This is a genomic window from Bacillus sp. LBA3-1-1.1, assembly GCF_040676495.1.
Taxonomy (GTDB): domain Bacteria; phylum Bacillota; class Bacilli; order Bacillales; family Bacillaceae_G; genus Bacillus_A; species Bacillus_A nitratireducens.
Map to the genome: position 1 here is coordinate 81332 of NZ_JBEGIB010000004.1, position 19105 is coordinate 100436.

Genomic DNA, 19105 nt, shown 5'->3' on the forward strand with positions numbered 1-19105 from the left:
AAAATGAATGTATATATGGATGATCAAAGAAGTTGCCCGTACGGATATGTTTTGGTAACTACAGTAGAATCTGCCTTGCGTATGGTTAGGGATAATGATATAAATATTATTTCCCTCGATTTTAATATGGGATGGCGAAAAAAAGTGGGTTAGATTTTGTAGAAGCTTTCTGTAGGGAAGGTTTATATGCAAATGAAATTCACCTTCATACAAATGATGTCATCGGTATGCATCAGATGAAACAGAGAATAGAGAGAGGGAAGGAAGAAGGGGAAATTAATCCTTGTATTGCCTTGAAATATGTGGGGAGCTAAAAACTCCAAAGTAAAACTTTGGAGTTTTTAATGTTTCATATGTGCTTGTAAAGGTATGATTTCCTCTGTTTGAGCTGCGACTAATTCAGTTTCTTCTTGTTCAATAACAGGTGCTTTCTTTGTTAAATAATGATAGACCATGCCGACAAATACGGATCCACCAATAATGTTACCAATTGTAACAGGGATTAAGTTATGAATAGCACCTGCAAAAGAAATTGTCTCCGGATGCGGTGAAACTAAAGATAGTGCAAACAGTGATAAGTTTGCAATACTATGCTCGTAACCAGATAAGAAGAATGTGAAAACAAGTAGCATCATCATCATGATTTTTGCTGTATCACCTTTTACTTGAGAAGGTAAGAAGCAAGCAAGACATACGAGCCAGTTACATAAAATCGCTTTAAAGAATAATTGCATTGTAGGTGTATTCATCTTTCCTTCAACGACTTTATTCATTAAATGACCGTGATCAATTGCTTCGAAAATTCCAGTTGCGTAAAATAGTAAGGCAAAGAATAAAGCACCAGCTAAGTTACCTGCATAACAAGCAACCCAGTTGCGAAGTGTATCAGAAATAGTTGTTTCTTTTCTTAAAGTTGCCACTGTGAAGTACATTGTATTGCCAGTAAATAATTCAGCGCCGCCATATATAATAAGTACGAGAGCAATTCCGAAAAACATAGAAGCAGCTAAATAAGTTGCTGGTGAATCTGCAATGTGAAAAAAGTTACCTAATTTAAAACATAGTACAATAATAAAACCGATATAAATGCCCGCAAGTGCCGCACGAATGAAATATTGCATTGGACTTGTATCTAGCATTTGCTTTTTGCTCTTAGCCAGTTTGACAACATAATCTAATCCTTGTTCTAGCATGAGTAATACGCTCCTTTAGTACATCATCTATAAATACTCCTTATATGAATAAAGTACATGGAATTGTTCATAGTTTCAATAAGTTTGTGCAATGTTTCACAAAAAGGACATACATACATTAAGAAAGCGGTTACAAAAGGTAGTATAATGGAATTTTTTCTAAAAATAGAGAGGGAATTGAAACAAAAAAGAAAAAGCGCTGTAATTACAGCGCTTTTTCGTCTAAATTCTTTTCTACTTTTACTTCTACTTCTTTCGAGAAGAACCAACCGCCAACTGCGATTCCAACTAATACAATCCAGAATGTAAGTTTCCACGGAGTAGATTCTGGGAATGAATGCGGAATTACATTTAATGCAGGGTGTGCTAATGTATAGATTGCTAACTTCACACCAACCCAACCTACAATTAAGAATGCTGCAGTTTCAAGTCCTGGCTTACGTTTTAATATTTGTACGAAAGCAGTTGCTGCAAATCGCATAATGATTAATCCGATAAGTCCACCTACAAAGATAACAACGAATTGCCCAGTATCAAGACTACCAATTGTACCTAATCCTGTTTTTGGTAAAGTCATTGCTAATGCAACAGCAGCTAAAATTGAATCAACTGCGAAGGCAATATCAGCAACCTCGACTTTAAATACAGTCCACCAAAAGTTCTCTTGTTTTTTCTTTGCTTCTTTTTCTGCTGTGTCTTCATCCGTATTCTTTTTAACATACGTTTTAAATAAGTGATTACCAGCGATAAACATAAGGTAAATGGCACCGATTGCTTGCACTTGCCATACATCGACTAGGAACGAAATCATAAATAATGATCCGAATCGGAAAACAAATGCCCCCGCTAATCCATAAAATAGTGCTTTTTTACGTTTTTCTTCTGGTAAATGTTTTACCATAATTGCGAGAACGAGAGCGTTATCAGCCGCTAAAATCCCCTCTAGTGCAATTAGGATGAGTAATACCCAACCATACTCCAATAATAATGATACATCCATGTACATTCTCCTCTCATTTCTATAAATACTAAACAAGTGAAGAAGTTCCACATTGTTTAGTTTCCCCATACTCCTGCGCATCAACGGTGGAAGGAATTGGTAAAAACAAAAAAGACCTCTGCCGTTGATAGGCAAAGGTCTTGCTAGACATATGTAATGAAAATGCCAACAAAGCCGGAAGAACTAAGTTCTACGTAATGACGACTTTGTTTCCAAGAAATAATTCTTGGACGCTACTCCCCTTTGGAGATATGCTATTGTATTCTCATTATATGGATAATTTATACGGTTGTCAACCTGTTAAAATATCTTCGTTTGGATATTTTATTTTTCTTTGTTTTTTACGGGCAAATGAAAAGGCTAATGTTAAAGGCCCCATCTTTCCAAAAAACATCATAAAGATAATAATTGTTTTGCCGATGATTGTTAAGTGTGGCGTCAAATTCATGCTAAGGCCGACAGTTCCAAATGCTGAAAATACTTCAAAAGCACTCATTAATAAAGGAACTCGTTCAGTGATGCTTAAAATTAAAATAGAAAGAAAAATAAACGAAATTGAAATAATGGTAATCGTTAAAGATTTGACAATGAGCGTATCTTTAATGGATTTTTTAAACACGACAATATCATCTTGTTCATGCAAAAATTTAAATACGCCTAAAAACATAATTAAAAAAGTTGTTAACTTAATCCCACCACCAGTTGAAGCACTGCCAGCACCAATAAACATAAGAAGCATCATTAATAAAAGGGAAGGTTTTGATAATACAGAGATATCAACAGTATTAAACCCGGCAGTGCGCGTCGAAATCGCTTGAAAATAAGCAGCCATACCTTCTTCAAAGGGGGTAAAACCTCTCATGGAAATTGAATTATGAAACTCGAATATAAAAATAAAAGCTGTAGCAATAATATTGACGATTAGAGTAGAAGAGAGCATAAGTTTTGAGTGCAAAGTAAGGTTTTTAAAGTTTTTCTTTCTTTTTATATCTACGATCACTGTAAAACCAATTCCCCCTAAAATAATGAGAGAAGAAATAACAAGATTGACGAGAACGCTATGAGAGTGGGACATTAAATTATCGCTCCATATAGAAAAGCCAGCATTGTTAAAGGCAGAGATCGAATGAAAAAAGCTATAATATATACCTTTGGCAATCCCGTATTTTGGTACCCATTCAAAAGAGAGAAGTAAAGTAGCGATACATTCTACAGCAAAAGAAAATAAAAATAATGCTTTTGCAAGACGAATGATTCCACCGACATTTGTTTGGTTTAATGCTTGTTGTAATAAAATTCTGTTTTGAAGACCAATTTTTCTGCCGAGCATAATTGCAATTAAAACAGCAAAGCTCATAATGCCAAGGCCGCCAACTTGTATAAGTGTTAAAATTACACATTGACCAAATAAGGTAAATACTTTTCCAGTGTCCACAACACCAAGCCCTGTAACCGTACAAGCAGAAACCGTTGTAAATAAGGCATCGAGCCATGAAATAGATGTTGTTGTAGCAATTGGCAATTTTAATAAGCATGTACCAATAATTGATAGCGTAATAAAAGATAAAGTAAGAACACGGGGAGGGCTCATGCTAATGTTAATCCGTTTCATGTCACATATCGTTCCTTTCAATTTGCTCTTACTAGTATGTGAAGAAGAACTATTATGTATGTTAAAAAAGAAAGAGGCAGAGAATATCTGCCTCTAAGCCATATGTTATATAATTATCCGCGTAATTGTTGTTGAGCTAAAGCAACAAGACGTTTTGTTACTTCACCGCCAACTGAGCCGTTAGAACGAGATGCTGTGTTAGATCCTAAGCTTACACCAAATTCTTGCGCAATTTCATATTTAAATTGTTCAAGCGCTTGTTCTGCACCTGGAACTAGTAATTTGTTTGTTTTTACCATGTTGATACACATCCTTATGAGTAGTCCAGTTCAGCTAAGTACTATCTGAACTGGTACCGTTATTTTATGTGGAAACGACGTACTCATACACGGAAGTAATCGGTGTGTTTAGAAGTTCTTGGATAGAAAAAAAGAGTAGCAAATTTGCTACTCTTTTTTCAGTATTGTCGCTGTACCTTCCACGACAATATCATCGGATTGATTATATATGTTTGTTTGCAGCGTAATGATTTTTTTATCGTCACGTTTTTTTATAACTTCTGCCACAACGCGAAGTGTATCACCGATTTTGACAGGAGCACGGAATGAAACGTTTTGAGATAAATAAATCGTATTTTTGCCCGGGAGTTTCGTTCCAAGAATGGTAGAAATAAAACTTGAAACGAGCATGCCATGAGCAATACGTTCTTTGAACATTGTCGTTTTTGCAAAAGAGTCTAGAATATGAATAGGATTTACATCTCCAGTCAATTTTGCGAAATTGATAACGTCCTCATCCGTAATTTTTTTTGTTAGTGATGCTTGATCACCGACTTGAATCTCATCGTAACGAAGCTCCGGAACAGTTTGTGCTTCTTGAAATGGATTCATTTTGTCCTCCTTCTTTTCCATATCGAAAAATGTAAGCCATCTTGATGTAGTAGGAGGAAGAAAGAGTTTTGTTTGTGCTGCAGTTAGTTGCCACATTTTTCTTACTTGATGGAAGTAAATAGATTTTTTGAGTTTTCCTCGAACTGCTTTGCGAGTTCTAGTTGTTTGGACTTGAACTCTCCCAAAAAAACTTCTAACTGTTTTTGAACCTCTTCACGTTGCGATTGTTGTTGTTCGATAAAGTGTTTTGTTGTTTCTTCAAATTGCCCGCTAGTTTGAGTAAGAATAGACAAAGATGTTTTCGTAGGAGAAACAGTAAGTTGGTGCATTTGAGTAGAAAGCTCATTCCATTTTTCTTGCCACTCGTTAATTTGATCATTTAAGGAGTTTCCAGTTAATTGCTTCACGTAATCCGTATATTGGTTATTGAACTGAGCAGTGAATTGATGTAGTTCTTTTTCTAGTTCATCTACTCCTGATGTTAATTTATGCAAAGCGTCTTGTTGTTGTTTTAACGTTTCTAAAGTAAGTTGCTCTAATTGTTTCCCAGCTGAAGAGAAGAGGGAAAGAGATTGAGACCAGTTTTTCCAAAATGCATCGACTAATTCGTATGGCTTAGTTTCCATTGTTTGACCTCCAAATGTTTTTTTGCATATTGTGAACGCAGATTACTCTGCTGTACCACCAGGTGAAGATGAAGAATCCTTTTCATCCTTTTCTGGAGAAGTAGAAAATGGAAAGAATGCATTGGTGTATAACGTGAAAAACGTCCGCAACATATTTTGATAATGTTCAAAAGAAGTCGCACATGTTGTTAAATATTGCTCTCCATATTCTGTTAAAGAATAAATTCGTTTCGCTGGCCCGCCTTCGCTTGTATCCCAAGTAGAAGAAATAAGATTTTCTTTTTCTAATTTGCGTAGTGTCCTATACACATTACCTTGGTCAACAGAAGAAAAGCCGATGTCCATTAGCATTTGAATAAGTTTGTAACCATGAAGACTCCAGTCTTTTAGACAGAGAAGTAAGAAAGGAACTAAGAAGTTTTTTGGCATGGAGTTTGGTTGTTTCGCTTGGTTTTTTTCCAAACTTTCTGGGTGTTCTGGTTCATTATGTAGCATGATTGTGCATCACCTCATGAATCAGTTAGATGGAATTTTTTGCTTATAAGTGCAATTTACACCTATCTGTTTTTAATGTCAATACATTTGTTAGAAAATAAAGAAAAATAAAATATATACTTGAAGTTTTATTCGGAATATTAGAAAATAGTGAATAGGTTGAATTGTTTCAAAAACGAAAAAGGGAGTGTAGTCGAAGTGATTGATCAAAAATTCGATCCATTGCAAGCATGGAAAAATGCTTATGAACAAACCGAAACATTTTGGGGAAAAGCGCTCAATGAAACAATTAAAACAGAAGAATATTCTGCTTGGATGGGCAGCGTTCTAGATTTGAATTTGTTTTATCAAAAAGCATTAAATGATACGACAAAAAATTATTTAGAACAGGTGAATGTGCCGACGAGAGAGGATATCGCTAGAGTAGCTACGCTTGTTATTAACTTAGAAAATAAAGTTGATAACATCGAGGAAATTTTAGAAGAGAAAGTGGATTCATTAGGACAAGCTCCTACATTAAAGCGTGATGTTACGAAAGTAAAACAAGATATGCGCACGTTAGAAACGAAAGTTGATCAAATTTTAGAATTGCTAGAAAAGCAAAATGCAGTACTAGCTAAACTACAAGTACCTGTAAAAGAAGAAGTAAAGCCTGTAAATAAGCCAGAAAATAAAAAATGATAAAAGCGTTTGTTTATAACGTGTAAAAGAGAGAGGGAGAATCTCTTTTCATGTATAAACAACGAAACATAATTAATATATGGACTCAATTAGTATGAGTACCAAAATGATTCATAACAATCGTTCACAAATTCATTTAAGGGGGAAAAGAAATGGTTCAATTAAATGGCAAAGTAGCAATCGTAACAGGTGGGGCAAAAGGAATTGGAAAAGCAATTACAGTAGCATTAGCAGAAGAGGGAGCAAAAGTAGTTATTAACTATAACAGCAGTAAAGAAGCAGCTGAAAACTTAGTAAATGAATTAGGAAAAGAAGGACATGATGTTTATGCAGTTCAAGCGGATGTTTCTAAAGTAGAAGATGCAAACAGACTTGTAGAAGAAGCTGTGAATCATTTTGGTAAAGTTGACATTCTTGTTAATAATGCTGGTATTACAAGAGATCGTACATTCAAAAAGTTAAATCGTGAAGATTGGGAGCGCGTAATTGACGTGAACTTAAGCAGTGTATTTAATACAACAAGCGCGGTACTTCCATACATATCGGAAGCAGAAGAAGGAAGAATCATTAGTATTTCTTCTATTATTGGCCAAGCTGGTGGATTTGGACAAACAAACTACTCAGCAGCAAAAGCAGGTATGTTAGGATTTACAAAATCATTAGCGTTAGAACTTGCAAGAACAAATGTAACTGTAAACGCAATTTGCCCAGGATTTATTGATACTGAAATGGTAGCAGAAGTACCAGAAGAAGTGCGTCAAAAAATCGTTGCGAAAATCCCGAAAAAACGTTTTGGTCAAGCTGATGAAATTGCAAAAGGTGTAGTATATCTATGCCGTGACGGTGCGTATATCACAGGTCAGCAATTAAACATTAACGGCGGATTATACATGTAATGAAGTAAAAAAAAAGTGCATATCCATAGCAGGAATGCACTTCTTTTTTTAGAAAGAAATTGACCAAAAAGGAGATAGGAAAAATGACTACATTCGTAACGGAATGGGAAAAGCAATTGGAGTTGTACCCAGAAGAATATCGTAAAGCATATCGCCGTGTGAAAAGAGCGAGCGAAGTTTTATTACGCGAACCAGAACCACAAGTTGGTTTAACACCGAAAGAGGTTATTTGGACGAAGAATAAAACGAAGCTGTATCGTTACATTCCAAAACAAGAAAAAACGCAGCGAGTTCCAATCTTATTAATATACGCTCTTATTAATAAACCGTATATTATGGATTTAACTCCAGGAAATAGTTTAGTGGAATATTTAGTAGATCGTGGTTTTGATGTGTATATGCTTGATTGGGGCACATTCGGTTTAGAAGATAGTCATTTGAAGTTTGATGATTTCGTGTTCGATTATATTGCAAAAGCAGTGAAAAAAGTAATGAGAACTGCAAAATCGGACGAGATTTCTTTACTTGGTTATTGCATGGGTGGAACGTTAACATCTATTTATGCAGCGCTTCATCCGGACATGCCAATTCGTAACTTGATTTTTATGACAAGTCCTTTTGATTTCTCTGAAACAGGATTATACGGTCCTTTATTAGATGAGAAATATTTCAATTTAGATAAAGCGGTTGATACATTCGGAAATATTCCGCCAGAAATGATTGATTTCGGAAATAAGATGTTAAAACCAATTACAAACTTTGTCGGTCCATATGTTGCTTTAGTCGATCGTTCAGAAAATGAGCGCTTCGTCGAAAGTTGGAAATTAGTTCAAAAGTGGGTAGGCGATGGTATTCCGTTCCCAGGTGAATCGTATAGACAATGGATTCGTGATTTTTATCAAAATAATAAATTAGTGAAGGGTGAACTCGTTATTCGCGGACAAAAGGTAGACCTTGCAAATATTAAGGCGAATGTCTTAAATATTTCTGCGAAACGTGATCACATTGCTCTGCCATGTCAAGTAGAAGCTTTACTTGATCATATTTCTAGCACAGATAAACAGTATGTATGTTTACCGACAGGACATATGTCTATCGTGTATGGTGGAACGGCTGTAAAGCAAACATATCCGACGGTTGGAAATTGGCTGGAAGAGCGTTCTAATTAAAGAGAAGAAATCCAACTAGCGTATGTTAGTTGGATTTTTTTATGGAAAATGACGAAACATAGAAAGGAGAAAATTACATTGTAGGAGTATAATTATGAAGCTTATGACTGGTAAGTTGTTTTGGAGTGCTGGAGTTTCTGTACCTTGTTATCCAACGTTAGAAAATGATATGATATGTGATGTACTAGTAATTGGAAGTGGAGAAGCAGGTGCTCATATAGCGTATTCGTTAGCTAAAATTGGAATGCGTGTTATGCTCATTGAAAAAAGAGCAATTGCATGTGGTAGCACAGCTGCAAATACAGGATTATTACAATTTGTTCATGATAAATCGTTAACCTCTCTTATTCATACATTTGGTGAAGAGAAAGGGGTACGAGCATATAGACTTTGTTATGAAGCGCTGCAAACAATGGAGAAGGTTGTGCCAACTCTCGATATTGATCCCCATTTTATTCCGCGAAATAGTTTGTATTATGCAAGTAGAGATGAGGATGTTTCATTTTTACAAGAAGAATATAATACGTTACGCCATTATGGATTTCCGGTTGAATATTTTACAGAGTCTGATATTAAGAAACGTTATTCATTTGCAAAACAAGCAGCGTTATATACAAGCGGTGATGCAGAAGTGAATCCGTATTTATTAGCGCATAGTCTTTTGCATAAAGCGAAACAAATGGGCGCTACTATATACGAACATACAGAGGCATTACATATTAAACAAATCCAAAATGATTTAATTTGTTACACGAAAACAGGAAATAAAATTGTAGCAAAGAATATTATTATGGCGACAGGTTATGAAGCAATTTTTGGAAAGAAAGAAAAAAATACAACAGTAGAAACGTCTTATGCCGTTGTGACAAATAAGATAGATTATTTTGAAGGCTGGCATGAGCAATCGTTAATTTGGGAAACAGCACGTCCGTATTTGTATAGTCGAACGTATCAAAATCGCATTGTTATAGGCGGATTAGATGAGGCGCTGAAAATTCAAAAAATCGGCGATACGAAATTATTGCATAAGCGTGATCTTCTTATTAACATTGTAAAAGAAATGTTCCCGCAGTATAAAAATATACGGGCAGAGTACTATTGGGCAGCAGCATTTGGTGGCAGTCATGACGGTCTTCCTATTTTAAAAGAAGATAAAAAAATACATAATTTATATTACGCACTGCCGTATGGGGGAAATGGAACTGTATACGGAATGGTATTTGCGAAACTATTTCAGCAGTTATTTACAAATGAAGAAAGTGATGATTTTTCTTTATTTAATCGATAGAAAAAAGGTAGCGAAGTGATGGAATGAGAGATATAAAAAAGTTTTTACAAAAGTTACGTCCCGTACAACTTATCGTTGTATTTTATTTACTAGCAGTAGTCGTATCGGTAATTTTGCTTAGTTTACCATTTGTTACGAAGCCTGAAGTGAAATGGACATTTATCGATGCACTATTTACATCTGTTAGTGCGGTAAGTGTTACAGGACTGTCTGTTGTTACGATTTCAGATACGTTTACAACAGCAGGAATTATTGTTTTAGCCCTTATTTTACAATTAGGTGGATTAGGAATTATGGCGCTTGGTACATTCGTCTGGATTATAACGGGGAAAAAGATTGGTTTGCAAAGAAGAAGATTAATTATGGCAGACCATAACCAAGGGAATTTATCGGGCCTTGTAGAATTGATGCGTTCTATTTTAATTGTAATTATTTCGATAGAACTCATTGGAGCAATACTGTTAGGTACAAGGTTCTTACTATATTTCCCGACTTGGCAAGAAGCTTATTTTCACGGTTTCTTTGCCGCTGTGAGTGCAACAACGAACGGAGGATTTGATTTAACAGGACAATCACTTATTCCGTACAAAAAAGATTATATTGTTCAAATGATTCATATGTTGCTTATTATTTTAGGAGCTATTGGTTTCCCGGTGTTAATGGAAGTAAAGCAATTCCTTAGTAAAAGGAGACAGCAACTATTTCGCTTTTCATTATTTACAAAATTGACGACAACGACATTTTTTGTACTCGTTATTGTTGGAACAATTATGATTTTTTTATTAGAACGAAATCATTTTTTAGTAGGAAAGTCATGGCATGAAACTGTATTTTATACGTTATTCCAATCTGTGACGACGCGAAGTGGTGGACTTGCTACAATGGACATACGTGAATTATCACAACCAACGCTTTTATTTATGAGCATTTTAATGTTCATTGGAGCATCTCCAAGCTCAGTTGGGGGCGGAATACGTACAACAACATTTGCTGTTAGTATATTATCGTTATATACATTTGCAAGGGGCGGGAGAACAGTCCGAGTTTTCAAACGTCAGCTACATGAAGAAGATGTGTTGAAAGCATCTGTCGTTATGACGATGGGGATTTTATTATGTGCCTCAGCGCTATTTATTTTATCCATTACAGAAAATGTACCACTTATGAGCTTAATAGTTGAAGTTTGTTCTGCTTTCGGGACGACGGGACTATCAACAGGTATTACTCCCGATTTAACAACTGTTGGTAAACTTGTACTCATTGTGCTTATGTTTATCGGACGCGTCGGTATTTTAACATTTATATTAGCTAGTGGCGGAAGAGAGCAACCACCTCGCTATAAATATCCGAAAGAGAGAATTATTATTGGATAGTATGAAACCATTCTACCTATGTTAGGTAGAATGGTTTTTTAGTCGTTAATTCCAAATTGAGGATGCATAAAAGCATCATTTTTCTTATCAACTTCGTTTTTAAGTAGTTCTTGATTTTCTTCTGAAATCCACCCAATATCATTTGTAGGATGTATCCATTCTTCCCCAGCCATAATGGCAGGGTCTACCTCATCACTCCAATTATTAAGAGGACTGTTAGTGGAATCGTATTTACTGTCTCCAATTACAACATCATATTGATTTATAAAAGGTTGTTGCATCTTTTTTCCTGTGCCTTTAAAAGATGGAAAGTTCATTTGATGAGGGAGCGTCTCGTCTAAAATTGGCGATTGGATCGTTTCTTTCTCCTTCAAAGTCATCGCTCCTTTTGTAATGGTTTGTTCGTATGTAGTATTTCCATATATAAGCTCTTATGTACTTGTTAACACTTCCCAGTAATAATTACTTTAAGTTGTTTCAAACTAGAATAGAAAGTTATTTAGTGAGAGCAGGTGAGTATGTTGGTAAAAAGAAAAGTAAAACAAAATGCAGCAATTAATAATAATAAAACTCCGAAAGAAAGCTTACCCGATGCAGAATTTGCAGTAGAGTATGAAGGAGAAAATAGTGCGAAGTACGCAAATCGTAATTCAAAAAAAGGTAAACAAAAATGAGGCGTTTTTTACAAACGCCTCATTTTTTTGTGGGATTATAAAGGTTTTTTTAATTATTTGTAAATTTCACGTTTGATATTAGCAGAAAAATGCGAAAAAACATAGAAGTAGCAACGTATTACACAAAAACAAACAACAAACAAAAGATTAATGTTGGTTTAATACTGCTTTTACACTAGTTGTTTATATTTGAGTTGTACATAAGATTTGTAAAAGGAGAGAGAGACAGTGAAAAAAACAATCTTTAAAGCTGTAGCAACTGGAATGGTATTTTCGTTATTAATGGGGTGTGGTGCAAAAAAAGAAGAAAGTGCTGGGGCAAAAGTAAAAGATGATAAACTATCTGGATCATTAACTGTTTACACAGCGATCGAAGAAGAACTTGTACCAATTTATCTTGATTCTTTTAAAAAGAAGTATCCAGACGTGAAGTTGAACATTGTTCGTGATTCAACAGGAGTTATTACAGCGAAGTTGCTAGCTGAAGGGAAAAATACCCAAGCAGATGTTGTATGGGGAACTGCAGCGTCTAGTCTATTAGCTTTAGATAAAAAAGATATGTTAAAAGGATACTCTCCAAAAGGAGCAGATCGTGTTCTTCCACAATTTAAAGACGATAAGCAACCAGAAAAATGGGTAGGAAATACTGCATTTATGACGGGGATTGCTGTAAATAAAGAAGAATTAAAGAAGAAAAATTTACCGATGCCAGAATCATACGAAGACTTAACGAAACCAGAATATAAAGGAACGCTTGTTATGCCACATCCAGCTTCTTCTGGAACAGGATTTTTAACAGTTTCTGCATGGCTACAAATTATGGGAGAAGATAAGGGCTGGGAATACATGAAGAAACTTCATGATAATATGGCAACTTATACGCATTCAGGTTCAAAACCAGCGAAATTAGCAGGCGCAGGTGAATATCCAGTTGGTGTGTCAATGGTTTATAGTGCTTTGAAAGAGAAACAAAAAGGTGCACCAGTTGAAGTTGTACTGCCGAAAGAAGGATTAGGTTGGGAAGTAGAAGCGAACGCACTTATTAAAAAAGATAATGCAAAAAATGATAAATTAGCACAAGCATTTTTAGATTGGGCAATTACAGATGATGTAATGAAGTTATACTTCGAGAAAAATGGATTTGCGACAATTAAAAATGATTATAAACTTCCAGATGGATTCCCTAAAGATGTGACAGAAAAGTTATATAAAAAGAATGACTTTAAGTGGGCAGCAGAAAATCGCGACAAAATTTTAGAAAAATGGGAAAAAGAGTTTGGCCAAAAAGCAGAACCGAAAAAGTAAGTGAGTGGGAGAGAGAAAAAATGAGCGAATATTTATCAATTCAACACATTCAAAAACAGTTTGATGCATTTACAGCGTTAAAAGATATTTCTTTTACTGTGAAAAAAAATGAGTTTGTATGTTTATTAGGCCCAAGTGGTTGTGGGAAAACAACATTGCTTCGAATTTTAGCAGGGCTAGAAGAGGCAACAACAGGTAGTATAGCTGTGGATGGAAAAGATATTACAGCATTACCTCCTGGAAAGAGGAACTTCGGAATGGTGTTTCAATCGTATGCATTATTTCCGAATTTAACAGCACTTGAAAACATTGAATATGGCTTAAAGACAAAAAAATATGGAAAAGAAGAAGTAAAAGAGAAGGCGCTATCGGCATTAGAACTTGTTGATTTGCTGAATGTAAAAGATAAATATCCTGCTCAAATGTCTGGCGGACAACAGCAGCGAGTGGCACTTGCACGTGCGCTCGCTCTGTCTCCCGATATTTTGTTACTCGATGAGCCGTTATCAGCTTTAGATGCAAAAGTGCGTGAAAAGTTGCGTAGAGAAATGCGCGATTTGCAAGAAAAAGTGGGAGTAACAACTATTATGGTAACGCATGATCAAGAAGAGGCATTAACGATGGCTGATAAAATTGTTGTAATGAATCATGCGGAAATTATGCAGATTGGAACACCAGAGGAGATTTATCAAAGACCAGCCAATCCGTTTGTGGCAGATTTTATTGGTTCTATTAATTTCTTTTCGAAAAATAACGAAGAACATGCAATTCGTCCGGAACATGTAACAGTTGTACAAAATAATGGTATTAAAACAGTTGTAGAAAGCATGGAATTTCGCGGCTCTGTATACCGGACGGAAGTGCGGGTCATAGAAGAGAAAACACACCTTTATAACGAGAAAATTGTAGTAGATATATTGGCATCAGAAGTAGAGGCAACTGCTATTAAAAAAGGAAAGCCAATTCAAATCTCTTTCTCAGAAAATCATATGTTGTCATATGGAAAGAGGGTCATTGTATAGATGGAGATGTTAGAAAATTTCAAGGTAGAAAGTACGAAAAAAAAGATTAAGAGACGTATTGGTAAAGAAGAGTGGATACAAAGACTATTAATTATTGGTATGCTTCTTGCTTTTTTGATCATGCTTGTATTGCCTCTATTACAACTATTTACACAAGCCTTTTACGATAAAGACGGAGCTTTCATTGGTGTTGCGAATTTCAGTAAATATTTCACAACACCAACGCTAGTACAATCATTACAAAATACGATATGGATTTCGGGCGCTACAACAATTATTTCAGTTACACTTGCGTTCGCTTATGCATATGCGATTGCTCGTACCAATGTTTTTGGAAAGCGCGTATTTCAATACGTAGCATTATTACCATTATTCGCACCGACGATGATGCACGGTATTGCGCTTACATATTTATTTGGTAATCAAGGGTTAATAACAAAAGGGATGTTTGGTTTATTTGAAGGGATACAAATACCGTTATACGGACCAGTAGGAATTGTAATGGCTGAAGTTATGTATACATTTCCACAAGCATTCCTTATTTTATTAATTGCTTTCCAAGGTTCTGATTATCGTTTATATGAAGCTTCTAATATGTTAGGTGCAAGTAAAGCGAAGCAGTTTCTTACGGTTACTTTACCTAGTGTGAAATACGGATTAATTAGTGCGATGTTCGTTGTATTTACACTTAGTTTTACTGATTTTGGGGCACCAAAAATTGTTGGTGGGCAATATAATGTGCTTGCTACTGACGTATATAAGCAAGTAATTGGACAGCAAAATATGTCCATGGGCGCAACTGTCGGAATGATTTTATTAATCCCAGCTATTTTTGCATTTGCAGTTGATCGTATTACGCAAAGGAAACAGGCGAATCTCTTATCTTCAAAAGCAGTACCTTACAGAATAATAAATAATAAGAAAAGAGATGTTATTTCATTCGTATATTGTAGCGTAGTAACGCTTATGATCATTCTTTTATTTGTGGCAGTTGGTATTGCTGCAAGTGTGAAAGTATGGCCATATAATATGAGTTTTACATTTGAGCATTTTAATTTTTCAAGTTTGACAGGAGACGGACTTGAAGCATTCAAAAATAGTGTAATTGTCTCAGCCGTTACGGCAGTTATCGGGGCGATTTTAACATTTGTGTTCGCTTATGCGACTGAAAAAATAGAACAGCTACAATTTTTAAGAAAAGTAGGTTATTTCTTCTCAATTGTACCGTTAGCGATTCCTGGATTAGTACTTGGATTAGGATATGTCTTTTTCTTCAGTCAACCAACAATTCAAATTCTAGGACTTTCAATAACAAACCCGTTTCATTCTTTATATGGCACAATTGCCGTTTTAGTATTAGTAAATATCATTCATTTCTACTCTGTAACATTCGTTACGGCAACGACGGCGTTAAAGAAACTAGACCGAGAGTTTGAGCTTGTTTCGCAGTCGATGAGCATACCGTTTTATAAAACTTTCTTTCGAGTGACGGTACCGATGTGTTTACCAGCCATTTTAGAAATGGTTATGTACTACTTCGTAAATTCAATGGTAACTGTATCGGCAGTAGTGTTCTTGTATGCGGCTGATTTTAAACTAGCTGCTGTATCAATTGTAAATATGGATGATGCAGGAAATGTAGCACCAGCAGCTGCAATGAGTGTACTTATTGTTGTTACAAATATTGTAGTGAGAGTTGTATATGAATGGGGAACGAAAGCACTTCGTAACCGAACGTCACAATGGCAAAAAAGATAAGTAAGAAGGGGATGGATAGAATGAAAATTGAAGCAGTTATTTTTGATTGGGCAGGTACGACAGTCGATTACGGATGTTTTGCACCACTGGAAGTATTTATGGAGATCTTCCATAAACGCGGTGTTGAAATTACAGCAGAAGAAGCTCGCAAACCAATGGGGTTATTGAAAATCGATCATGTTAGGGCGTTAACGGAAATGTCCCGTATTTCGAATGAGTGGAAGCGTGTCTTCGGACAATTACCAACAGAAGAAGATATTCAGGAGATGTATGAAGAGTTTGAAGAAATTCTCTTCGCTATTTTACCGCGCTATGCGTCGCCGATTAATGGAGTAAAAGAAGTGATTACTTCTTTACGTGAAAAAGACATTAAAATTGGTTCAACAACTGGATATACGAGAGAAATGATGGATATTGTAGCAAAAGAAGCAGCACTACAAGGGTATAAACCCGATTTTCTTGTTACGCCAAATGATGTCCCAGCAGGGCGTCCGTATCCGTGGATGTGCTATAAAAATGCGGTGGAATTAGGTATATATCCAATGAATCATATGATAAAAGTTGGAGACACCGTGTCAGATATGAAAGAGGGTAGAAATGCTGGAATGTGGACAGTTGGTGTAATTCTTGGTAGTAGTGAGCTCGGTTTAACGGAAGAGGAAGTTGAGAATATGGATCTGTTAGAGCTTCATGAAAAAATGGAAGTAGTTCGTAATCGTTTCATTGAAAACGGGGCACATTTTACGATTGAAACGATGCAGGAACTCGAAAACGTAATTGAACATATCGAGAAACAAGAACTTATTATTTCATAAAAGGGGGATAGGATCATGAATGAAAATCACTACTTATTATTAACGCCAGGACCATTAACGACAACAAAAACTGTAAAAGAAGTTATGTTATATGATTGGTGTACGTGGGATGTTGAATATAACACGATGGTGCAAGATGTAAGAAATAGGCTTGTATCGTTAGCGACAAAGGAAGAAGAAAAGTACACAACAGTTTTAATGCAGGGAAGCGGTACTTTTTCGGTTGAAGCAGTAATCGGTTCTGTTATTCCTACAAATGGAAAGCTGCTTATTTGTACAAATGGTGCGTATGGTAAACGGATTGTGCAAATGGCGGAGATGTTACATATAGATGTGGTGGTCAGTCAAACAGAAGAGTGGGAGCCTACTAATATTGCAGAAGTAGAAAAAATATTGCAACAAGATCAAGAGATTACACATATTGGAGTTGTTCATTGTGAAACAACGACAGGTATTATTAATCCAATTGTAGATGTATGTAAATTAGGGAAGCAGTATGGAAAAGTTACAATTGTTGATGCAATGAGTAGTTTTGGTGGTATTGAAATAGACATTGCTGATTTACAAATTGATTTTTTAATTAGTAGTGCGAATAAGTGTATTCAAGGTGTGCCTGGATTCGGCTTTGTTATTGCAAAGCGTGATGAATTGTTGAAGTGTCAAGGGCAGGCACGTTCATTATCATTAGATTTATACGATCAGTGGGAAACGATGGAAAATCAAAATGGGAAATGGCGTTTTACTTCACCTACGCATGTTGTACACGCTTTTTATCAAGCGCTCCTGGAACTAGAAAAAGAGGGCGGAGTAAGAGCGCGTTACAATCGATATTATAACAATCAAAAACTATTAGTGAACAGAATGGGAGAAATCGGATTCAAGCCACTAGTAGATGAAAAATATCAATCTCCTATTATTACATCTTTCATTTATCCAGAAGCAGGATTTGAATTTCAGCAATTATATAACGAATTAAAGCAGTACGGATTTGTTATTTACTCAGGGAAAATTTCGAAAGTAGATACGTTCCGTATTGGAAATATCGGTGATGTACATGAAGAAGACATTAATCGTTTAGTTGATAGTATTGCTAAAGGAGTTGTTATAGGGTGAAAGTATTTTGCTTAGGTGGGGCAGGGAAAATTTGTCGTGAAGCAATTTTAGATTTAGTCCAATTTTCATCATTTGGAACAATTACTGTTGCTGATTTCAATGAAGAAGAAGGACGAAAAGTAGTAGAGTGGTTAAACGATCCTCGCGTTGATTTTGTAAAAGTCGATGTGACAAATCATGAGGATACTGTTGCAAAAATGAAAGGCTATGACATTGTAATGGACGGCACGACGATAAAGTTAAATGGATTGTCCACTCGTTGTATTGCAGATGCCGGCTGTCACGGTGTGAACTTGAATGGATTTGGTGAAGAAAATGAATCCCATTCTATATTTGTTCAAAACGGAAAAACATGTTTACCTGGGTTCGGTATGACACCAGGTGTAACGCAAATGATGGCTATGCATGCAGCAAATCAGCTAGATACTGTAGAGTCAGTTCGAGTAAGCCATGGCTCATATCGCCCAATTGCTTTTTCTGCATCAATTACAGAAACAACGACATATGAATATGATCCACATTTACCATCGCGTACAGTGTATGAAGACGGTGAATTTAAGCAAGTACCTCCGTTTGCGCGCCCAAGAGAAATCGAATTACCAGCGCCTTATGGAAAAACAACGCAGTATATAATCCCGCATTCAGAAACGATTACGTTGGCGAAGGCATTGGAGGACAAAGGTGTTGTGCTGATAGAAACGAGAGGTACTTGGCCTGAGCAAAATATGCAGCTCATTCGTGCTTTATATGATTATGGTATATTGCGTAATGATCAAATTGAAATAAAAGGTAAAGAAATAGGTATTATGGATTGTATTTCGAAGTATCTACTAAACTCGAAAGAAGGAAAAGAAACAGAGCTTTATGGTTATGCACTTCATGTAGAGGTAGTAGGTATGAAAGATAATGAAAAACAAAGGCATGTGTTATATCATACACATCCGTTATCTGATGGTTCTGTAGTAGGTTGGGAGAAATTAAGAGCTTATACAAGAAATGTTGGAATCCCATTCGGAGTCGCTACAGAGTTAATTGCAAAAGGAGTAGTTAATAAAGTCGGTGTTATTACTCCTGAAGAAGCTTTTGAAAATCCACAAATCATTTTTGACGAATTAGAAAAGCGTGGTATTTATATTCATGAAGAGATTTTCACTGAAAAAGAAAATTATAACTTTGTATAAGTAAGGCAGTTTAT

The 19105-nt window shown here is 35.8% G+C and carries 20 protein-coding genes, 1 pseudogene and 1 riboswitch; of the genes and pseudogenes, 13 read left to right on the forward strand and 8 right to left on the reverse strand.

The window, feature by feature from the left end; translation table 11 throughout:
* Positions 1–3 precede the first annotated feature (3 nt).
* Positions 4–314, forward strand: a pseudogene (locus MRBLBA3_RS05025) (cyclic-phosphate processing receiver domain-containing protein).
* 27 nt (positions 315–341) lie between these two features.
* On the opposite strand, the gene MRBLBA3_RS05030 reads toward MRBLBA3_RS05025, so the two are convergent.
* From MRBLBA3_RS05030 to phaQ, 7 genes are all read right to left on the reverse strand, one after another.
* On the reverse strand, positions 342–1193 hold the full coding sequence (locus tag MRBLBA3_RS05030; protein WP_000893053.1) for a formate/nitrite transporter family protein: 852 nt from the start codon (positions 1191–1193) through the stop codon (positions 342–344).
* A gap of 205 nt (positions 1194–1398) precedes the next feature.
* Positions 1399–2193 (reverse strand): TerC family protein, encoded by a 795-nt coding sequence (locus MRBLBA3_RS05035; protein WP_000383307.1) that lies wholly within the window; start codon positions 2191–2193, stop codon positions 1399–1401.
* Positions 2194–2272: 79 nt separating this feature from the next.
* Positions 2273–2447: riboswitch (yybP-ykoY riboswitch) on the reverse strand.
* A 38-nt stretch (positions 2448–2485) separates the two neighbouring features.
* Complete coding sequence (locus MRBLBA3_RS05040; RefSeq protein WP_098318842.1) at positions 2486–3805, reverse strand: TrkH family potassium uptake protein; 1320 nt, start codon at positions 3803–3805, stop codon at positions 2486–2488.
* 113 nt (positions 3806–3918) lie between these two features.
* Positions 3919–4104 (reverse strand): alpha/beta-type small acid-soluble spore protein, encoded by a 186-nt coding sequence (locus MRBLBA3_RS05045; RefSeq protein WP_000241212.1) that lies wholly within the window; start codon positions 4102–4104, stop codon positions 3919–3921.
* Between the two features lie 147 nt (positions 4105–4251).
* The gene (locus MRBLBA3_RS05050) at positions 4252–4695 is read right to left on the reverse strand and encodes a MaoC family dehydratase (RefSeq protein ID WP_001067911.1); all 444 of its coding nucleotides are present in this window, start codon (positions 4693–4695) and stop codon (positions 4252–4254) included.
* Between the two features lie 101 nt (positions 4696–4796).
* Entirely contained in the window at positions 4797–5321 is a 525-nt protein-coding gene (phaP, locus tag MRBLBA3_RS05055) for a polyhydroxyalkanoic acid inclusion protein PhaP (RefSeq protein ID WP_000448577.1), read from the reverse strand.
* 42 nt (positions 5322–5363) lie between these two features.
* Complete coding sequence (gene phaQ, locus MRBLBA3_RS05060) at positions 5364–5816, reverse strand: poly-beta-hydroxybutyrate-responsive repressor (protein WP_000903018.1); 453 nt, start codon at positions 5814–5816, stop codon at positions 5364–5366.
* Positions 5817–6014: 198 nt separating this feature from the next.
* Here phaQ and phaR point away from each other — a divergent pair, with 198 nt between their 5' ends.
* The 5 genes from phaR (at position 6015) to MRBLBA3_RS05085 (ending at position 11223) form a co-directional block, all read left to right on the forward strand.
* Positions 6015–6497: a polyhydroxyalkanoic acid synthase subunit PhaR gene (phaR, locus tag MRBLBA3_RS05065; protein ID WP_000566956.1), complete on the forward strand. Its 483-nt coding sequence runs from the start codon at positions 6015–6017 to the stop codon at positions 6495–6497.
* Between the two features lie 152 nt (positions 6498–6649).
* On the forward strand, positions 6650–7393 hold the full coding sequence (locus MRBLBA3_RS05070; RefSeq protein WP_000250406.1) for an acetoacetyl-CoA reductase: 744 nt from the start codon (positions 6650–6652) through the stop codon (positions 7391–7393).
* Between the two features lie 83 nt (positions 7394–7476).
* On the forward strand, positions 7477–8562 hold the full coding sequence (gene phaC, locus MRBLBA3_RS05075) for a class III poly(R)-hydroxyalkanoic acid synthase subunit PhaC (protein WP_000206840.1): 1086 nt from the start codon (positions 7477–7479) through the stop codon (positions 8560–8562).
* 94 nt (positions 8563–8656) lie between these two features.
* Entirely contained in the window at positions 8657–9850 is a 1194-nt protein-coding gene (locus MRBLBA3_RS05080) for an NAD(P)/FAD-dependent oxidoreductase (protein WP_000772580.1), read from the forward strand.
* Between the two features lie 23 nt (positions 9851–9873).
* Positions 9874–11223 carry a TrkH family potassium uptake protein gene (locus tag MRBLBA3_RS05085; protein WP_001204720.1) on the forward strand — a complete coding sequence of 450 codons (1350 nt, stop codon included), beginning with the start codon at positions 9874–9876 and terminating at the stop codon, positions 11221–11223.
* Positions 11224–11261: 38 nt separating this feature from the next.
* On the opposite strand, the gene MRBLBA3_RS05090 is transcribed toward MRBLBA3_RS05085, so the two are convergent.
* Entirely contained in the window at positions 11262–11597 is a 336-nt protein-coding gene (locus MRBLBA3_RS05090) for a DUF3905 domain-containing protein (RefSeq protein ID WP_002100192.1), read from the reverse strand.
* A 144-nt stretch (positions 11598–11741) separates the two neighbouring features.
* On the opposite strand from MRBLBA3_RS05090, the gene MRBLBA3_RS05095 reads away from it, so the two are divergent.
* From MRBLBA3_RS05095 to MRBLBA3_RS05125, 7 genes are all read left to right on the forward strand, one after another.
* A complete protein-coding gene (locus MRBLBA3_RS05095; RefSeq protein ID WP_000960560.1) occupies positions 11742–11897 on the forward strand; it encodes a hypothetical protein in 156 nt (51 codons plus the stop codon).
* 228 nt (positions 11898–12125) lie between these two features.
* The gene (locus MRBLBA3_RS05100; protein WP_000750899.1) at positions 12126–13202 is read left to right on the forward strand and encodes a putative 2-aminoethylphosphonate ABC transporter substrate-binding protein; all 1077 of its coding nucleotides are present in this window, start codon (positions 12126–12128) and stop codon (positions 13200–13202) included.
* Between the two features lie 20 nt (positions 13203–13222).
* A complete protein-coding gene (locus MRBLBA3_RS05105; protein ID WP_363380030.1) occupies positions 13223–14224 on the forward strand; it encodes a putative 2-aminoethylphosphonate ABC transporter ATP-binding protein in 1002 nt (333 codons plus the stop codon).
* Positions 14225–15982 (forward strand): putative 2-aminoethylphosphonate ABC transporter permease subunit, encoded by a 1758-nt coding sequence (locus MRBLBA3_RS05110; RefSeq protein ID WP_000425508.1) that lies wholly within the window; start codon positions 14225–14227, stop codon positions 15980–15982.
* Between the two features lie 20 nt (positions 15983–16002).
* Positions 16003–16797, forward strand: a complete 795-nt coding sequence (phnX, locus tag MRBLBA3_RS05115) for a phosphonoacetaldehyde hydrolase (protein WP_363380033.1) — start codon at positions 16003–16005, stop codon at positions 16795–16797.
* Positions 16798–16812: 15 nt separating this feature from the next.
* Positions 16813–17910 carry a 2-aminoethylphosphonate--pyruvate transaminase gene (phnW, locus tag MRBLBA3_RS05120; RefSeq protein WP_363380035.1) on the forward strand — a complete coding sequence of 366 codons (1098 nt, stop codon included), beginning with the start codon at positions 16813–16815 and terminating at the stop codon, positions 17908–17910.
* Entirely contained in the window at positions 17907–19091 is a 1185-nt protein-coding gene (locus tag MRBLBA3_RS05125; protein WP_363380038.1) for a saccharopine dehydrogenase family protein, read from the forward strand. Before phnW ends, MRBLBA3_RS05125 begins: the two co-directional genes overlap by 4 nt.
* Positions 19092–19105 lie beyond the last annotated feature (14 nt).

Bases quoted from the DNA above. Each gene is read 5' to 3' on its own strand.
- phaC (WP_000206840.1), top strand. From the start codon at position 7,477: ATGACTACATTCGTAACGGAATGGGAAAAGCAATTGGAGTTGTACCCA.
- MRBLBA3_RS05035 (WP_000383307.1), bottom strand. From the start codon at position 2,193: ATGGATGTATCATTATTATTGGAGTATGGTTGGGTATTACTCATCCTA.
- MRBLBA3_RS05080 (WP_000772580.1), top strand. From the start codon at position 8,657: ATGAAGCTTATGACTGGTAAGTTGTTTTGGAGTGCTGGAGTTTCTGTA.
- MRBLBA3_RS05050 (WP_001067911.1), bottom strand. From the start codon at position 4,695: ATGAATCCATTTCAAGAAGCACAAACTGTTCCGGAGCTTCGTTACGAT.
- MRBLBA3_RS05040 (WP_098318842.1), bottom strand. From the start codon at position 3,805: ATGAAACGGATTAACATTAGCATGAGCCCTCCCCGTGTTCTTACTTTA.
- MRBLBA3_RS05105 (WP_363380030.1), top strand. From the start codon at position 13,223: ATGAGCGAATATTTATCAATTCAACACATTCAAAAACAGTTTGATGCA.
- MRBLBA3_RS05070 (WP_000250406.1), top strand. From the start codon at position 6,650: ATGGTTCAATTAAATGGCAAAGTAGCAATCGTAACAGGTGGGGCAAAA.
- phaP (WP_000448577.1), bottom strand. From the start codon at position 5,321: ATGGAAACTAAGCCATACGAATTAGTCGATGCATTTTGGAAAAACTGG.
- phnW (WP_363380035.1), top strand. From the start codon at position 16,813: ATGAATGAAAATCACTACTTATTATTAACGCCAGGACCATTAACGACA.
- MRBLBA3_RS05030 (WP_000893053.1), bottom strand. From the start codon at position 1,193: ATGCTAGAACAAGGATTAGATTATGTTGTCAAACTGGCTAAGAGCAAA.
- MRBLBA3_RS05110 (WP_000425508.1), top strand. From the start codon at position 14,225: ATGGAGATGTTAGAAAATTTCAAGGTAGAAAGTACGAAAAAAAAGATT.
- MRBLBA3_RS05045 (WP_000241212.1), bottom strand. From the start codon at position 4,104: ATGGTAAAAACAAACAAATTACTAGTTCCAGGTGCAGAACAAGCGCTT.
- phaQ (WP_000903018.1), bottom strand. From the start codon at position 5,816: ATGCTACATAATGAACCAGAACACCCAGAAAGTTTGGAAAAAAACCAA.
- MRBLBA3_RS05085 (WP_001204720.1), top strand. From the start codon at position 9,874: ATGAGAGATATAAAAAAGTTTTTACAAAAGTTACGTCCCGTACAACTT.
- phnX (WP_363380033.1), top strand. From the start codon at position 16,003: ATGAAAATTGAAGCAGTTATTTTTGATTGGGCAGGTACGACAGTCGAT.
- MRBLBA3_RS05095 (WP_000960560.1), top strand. From the start codon at position 11,742: ATGTTGGTAAAAAGAAAAGTAAAACAAAATGCAGCAATTAATAATAAT.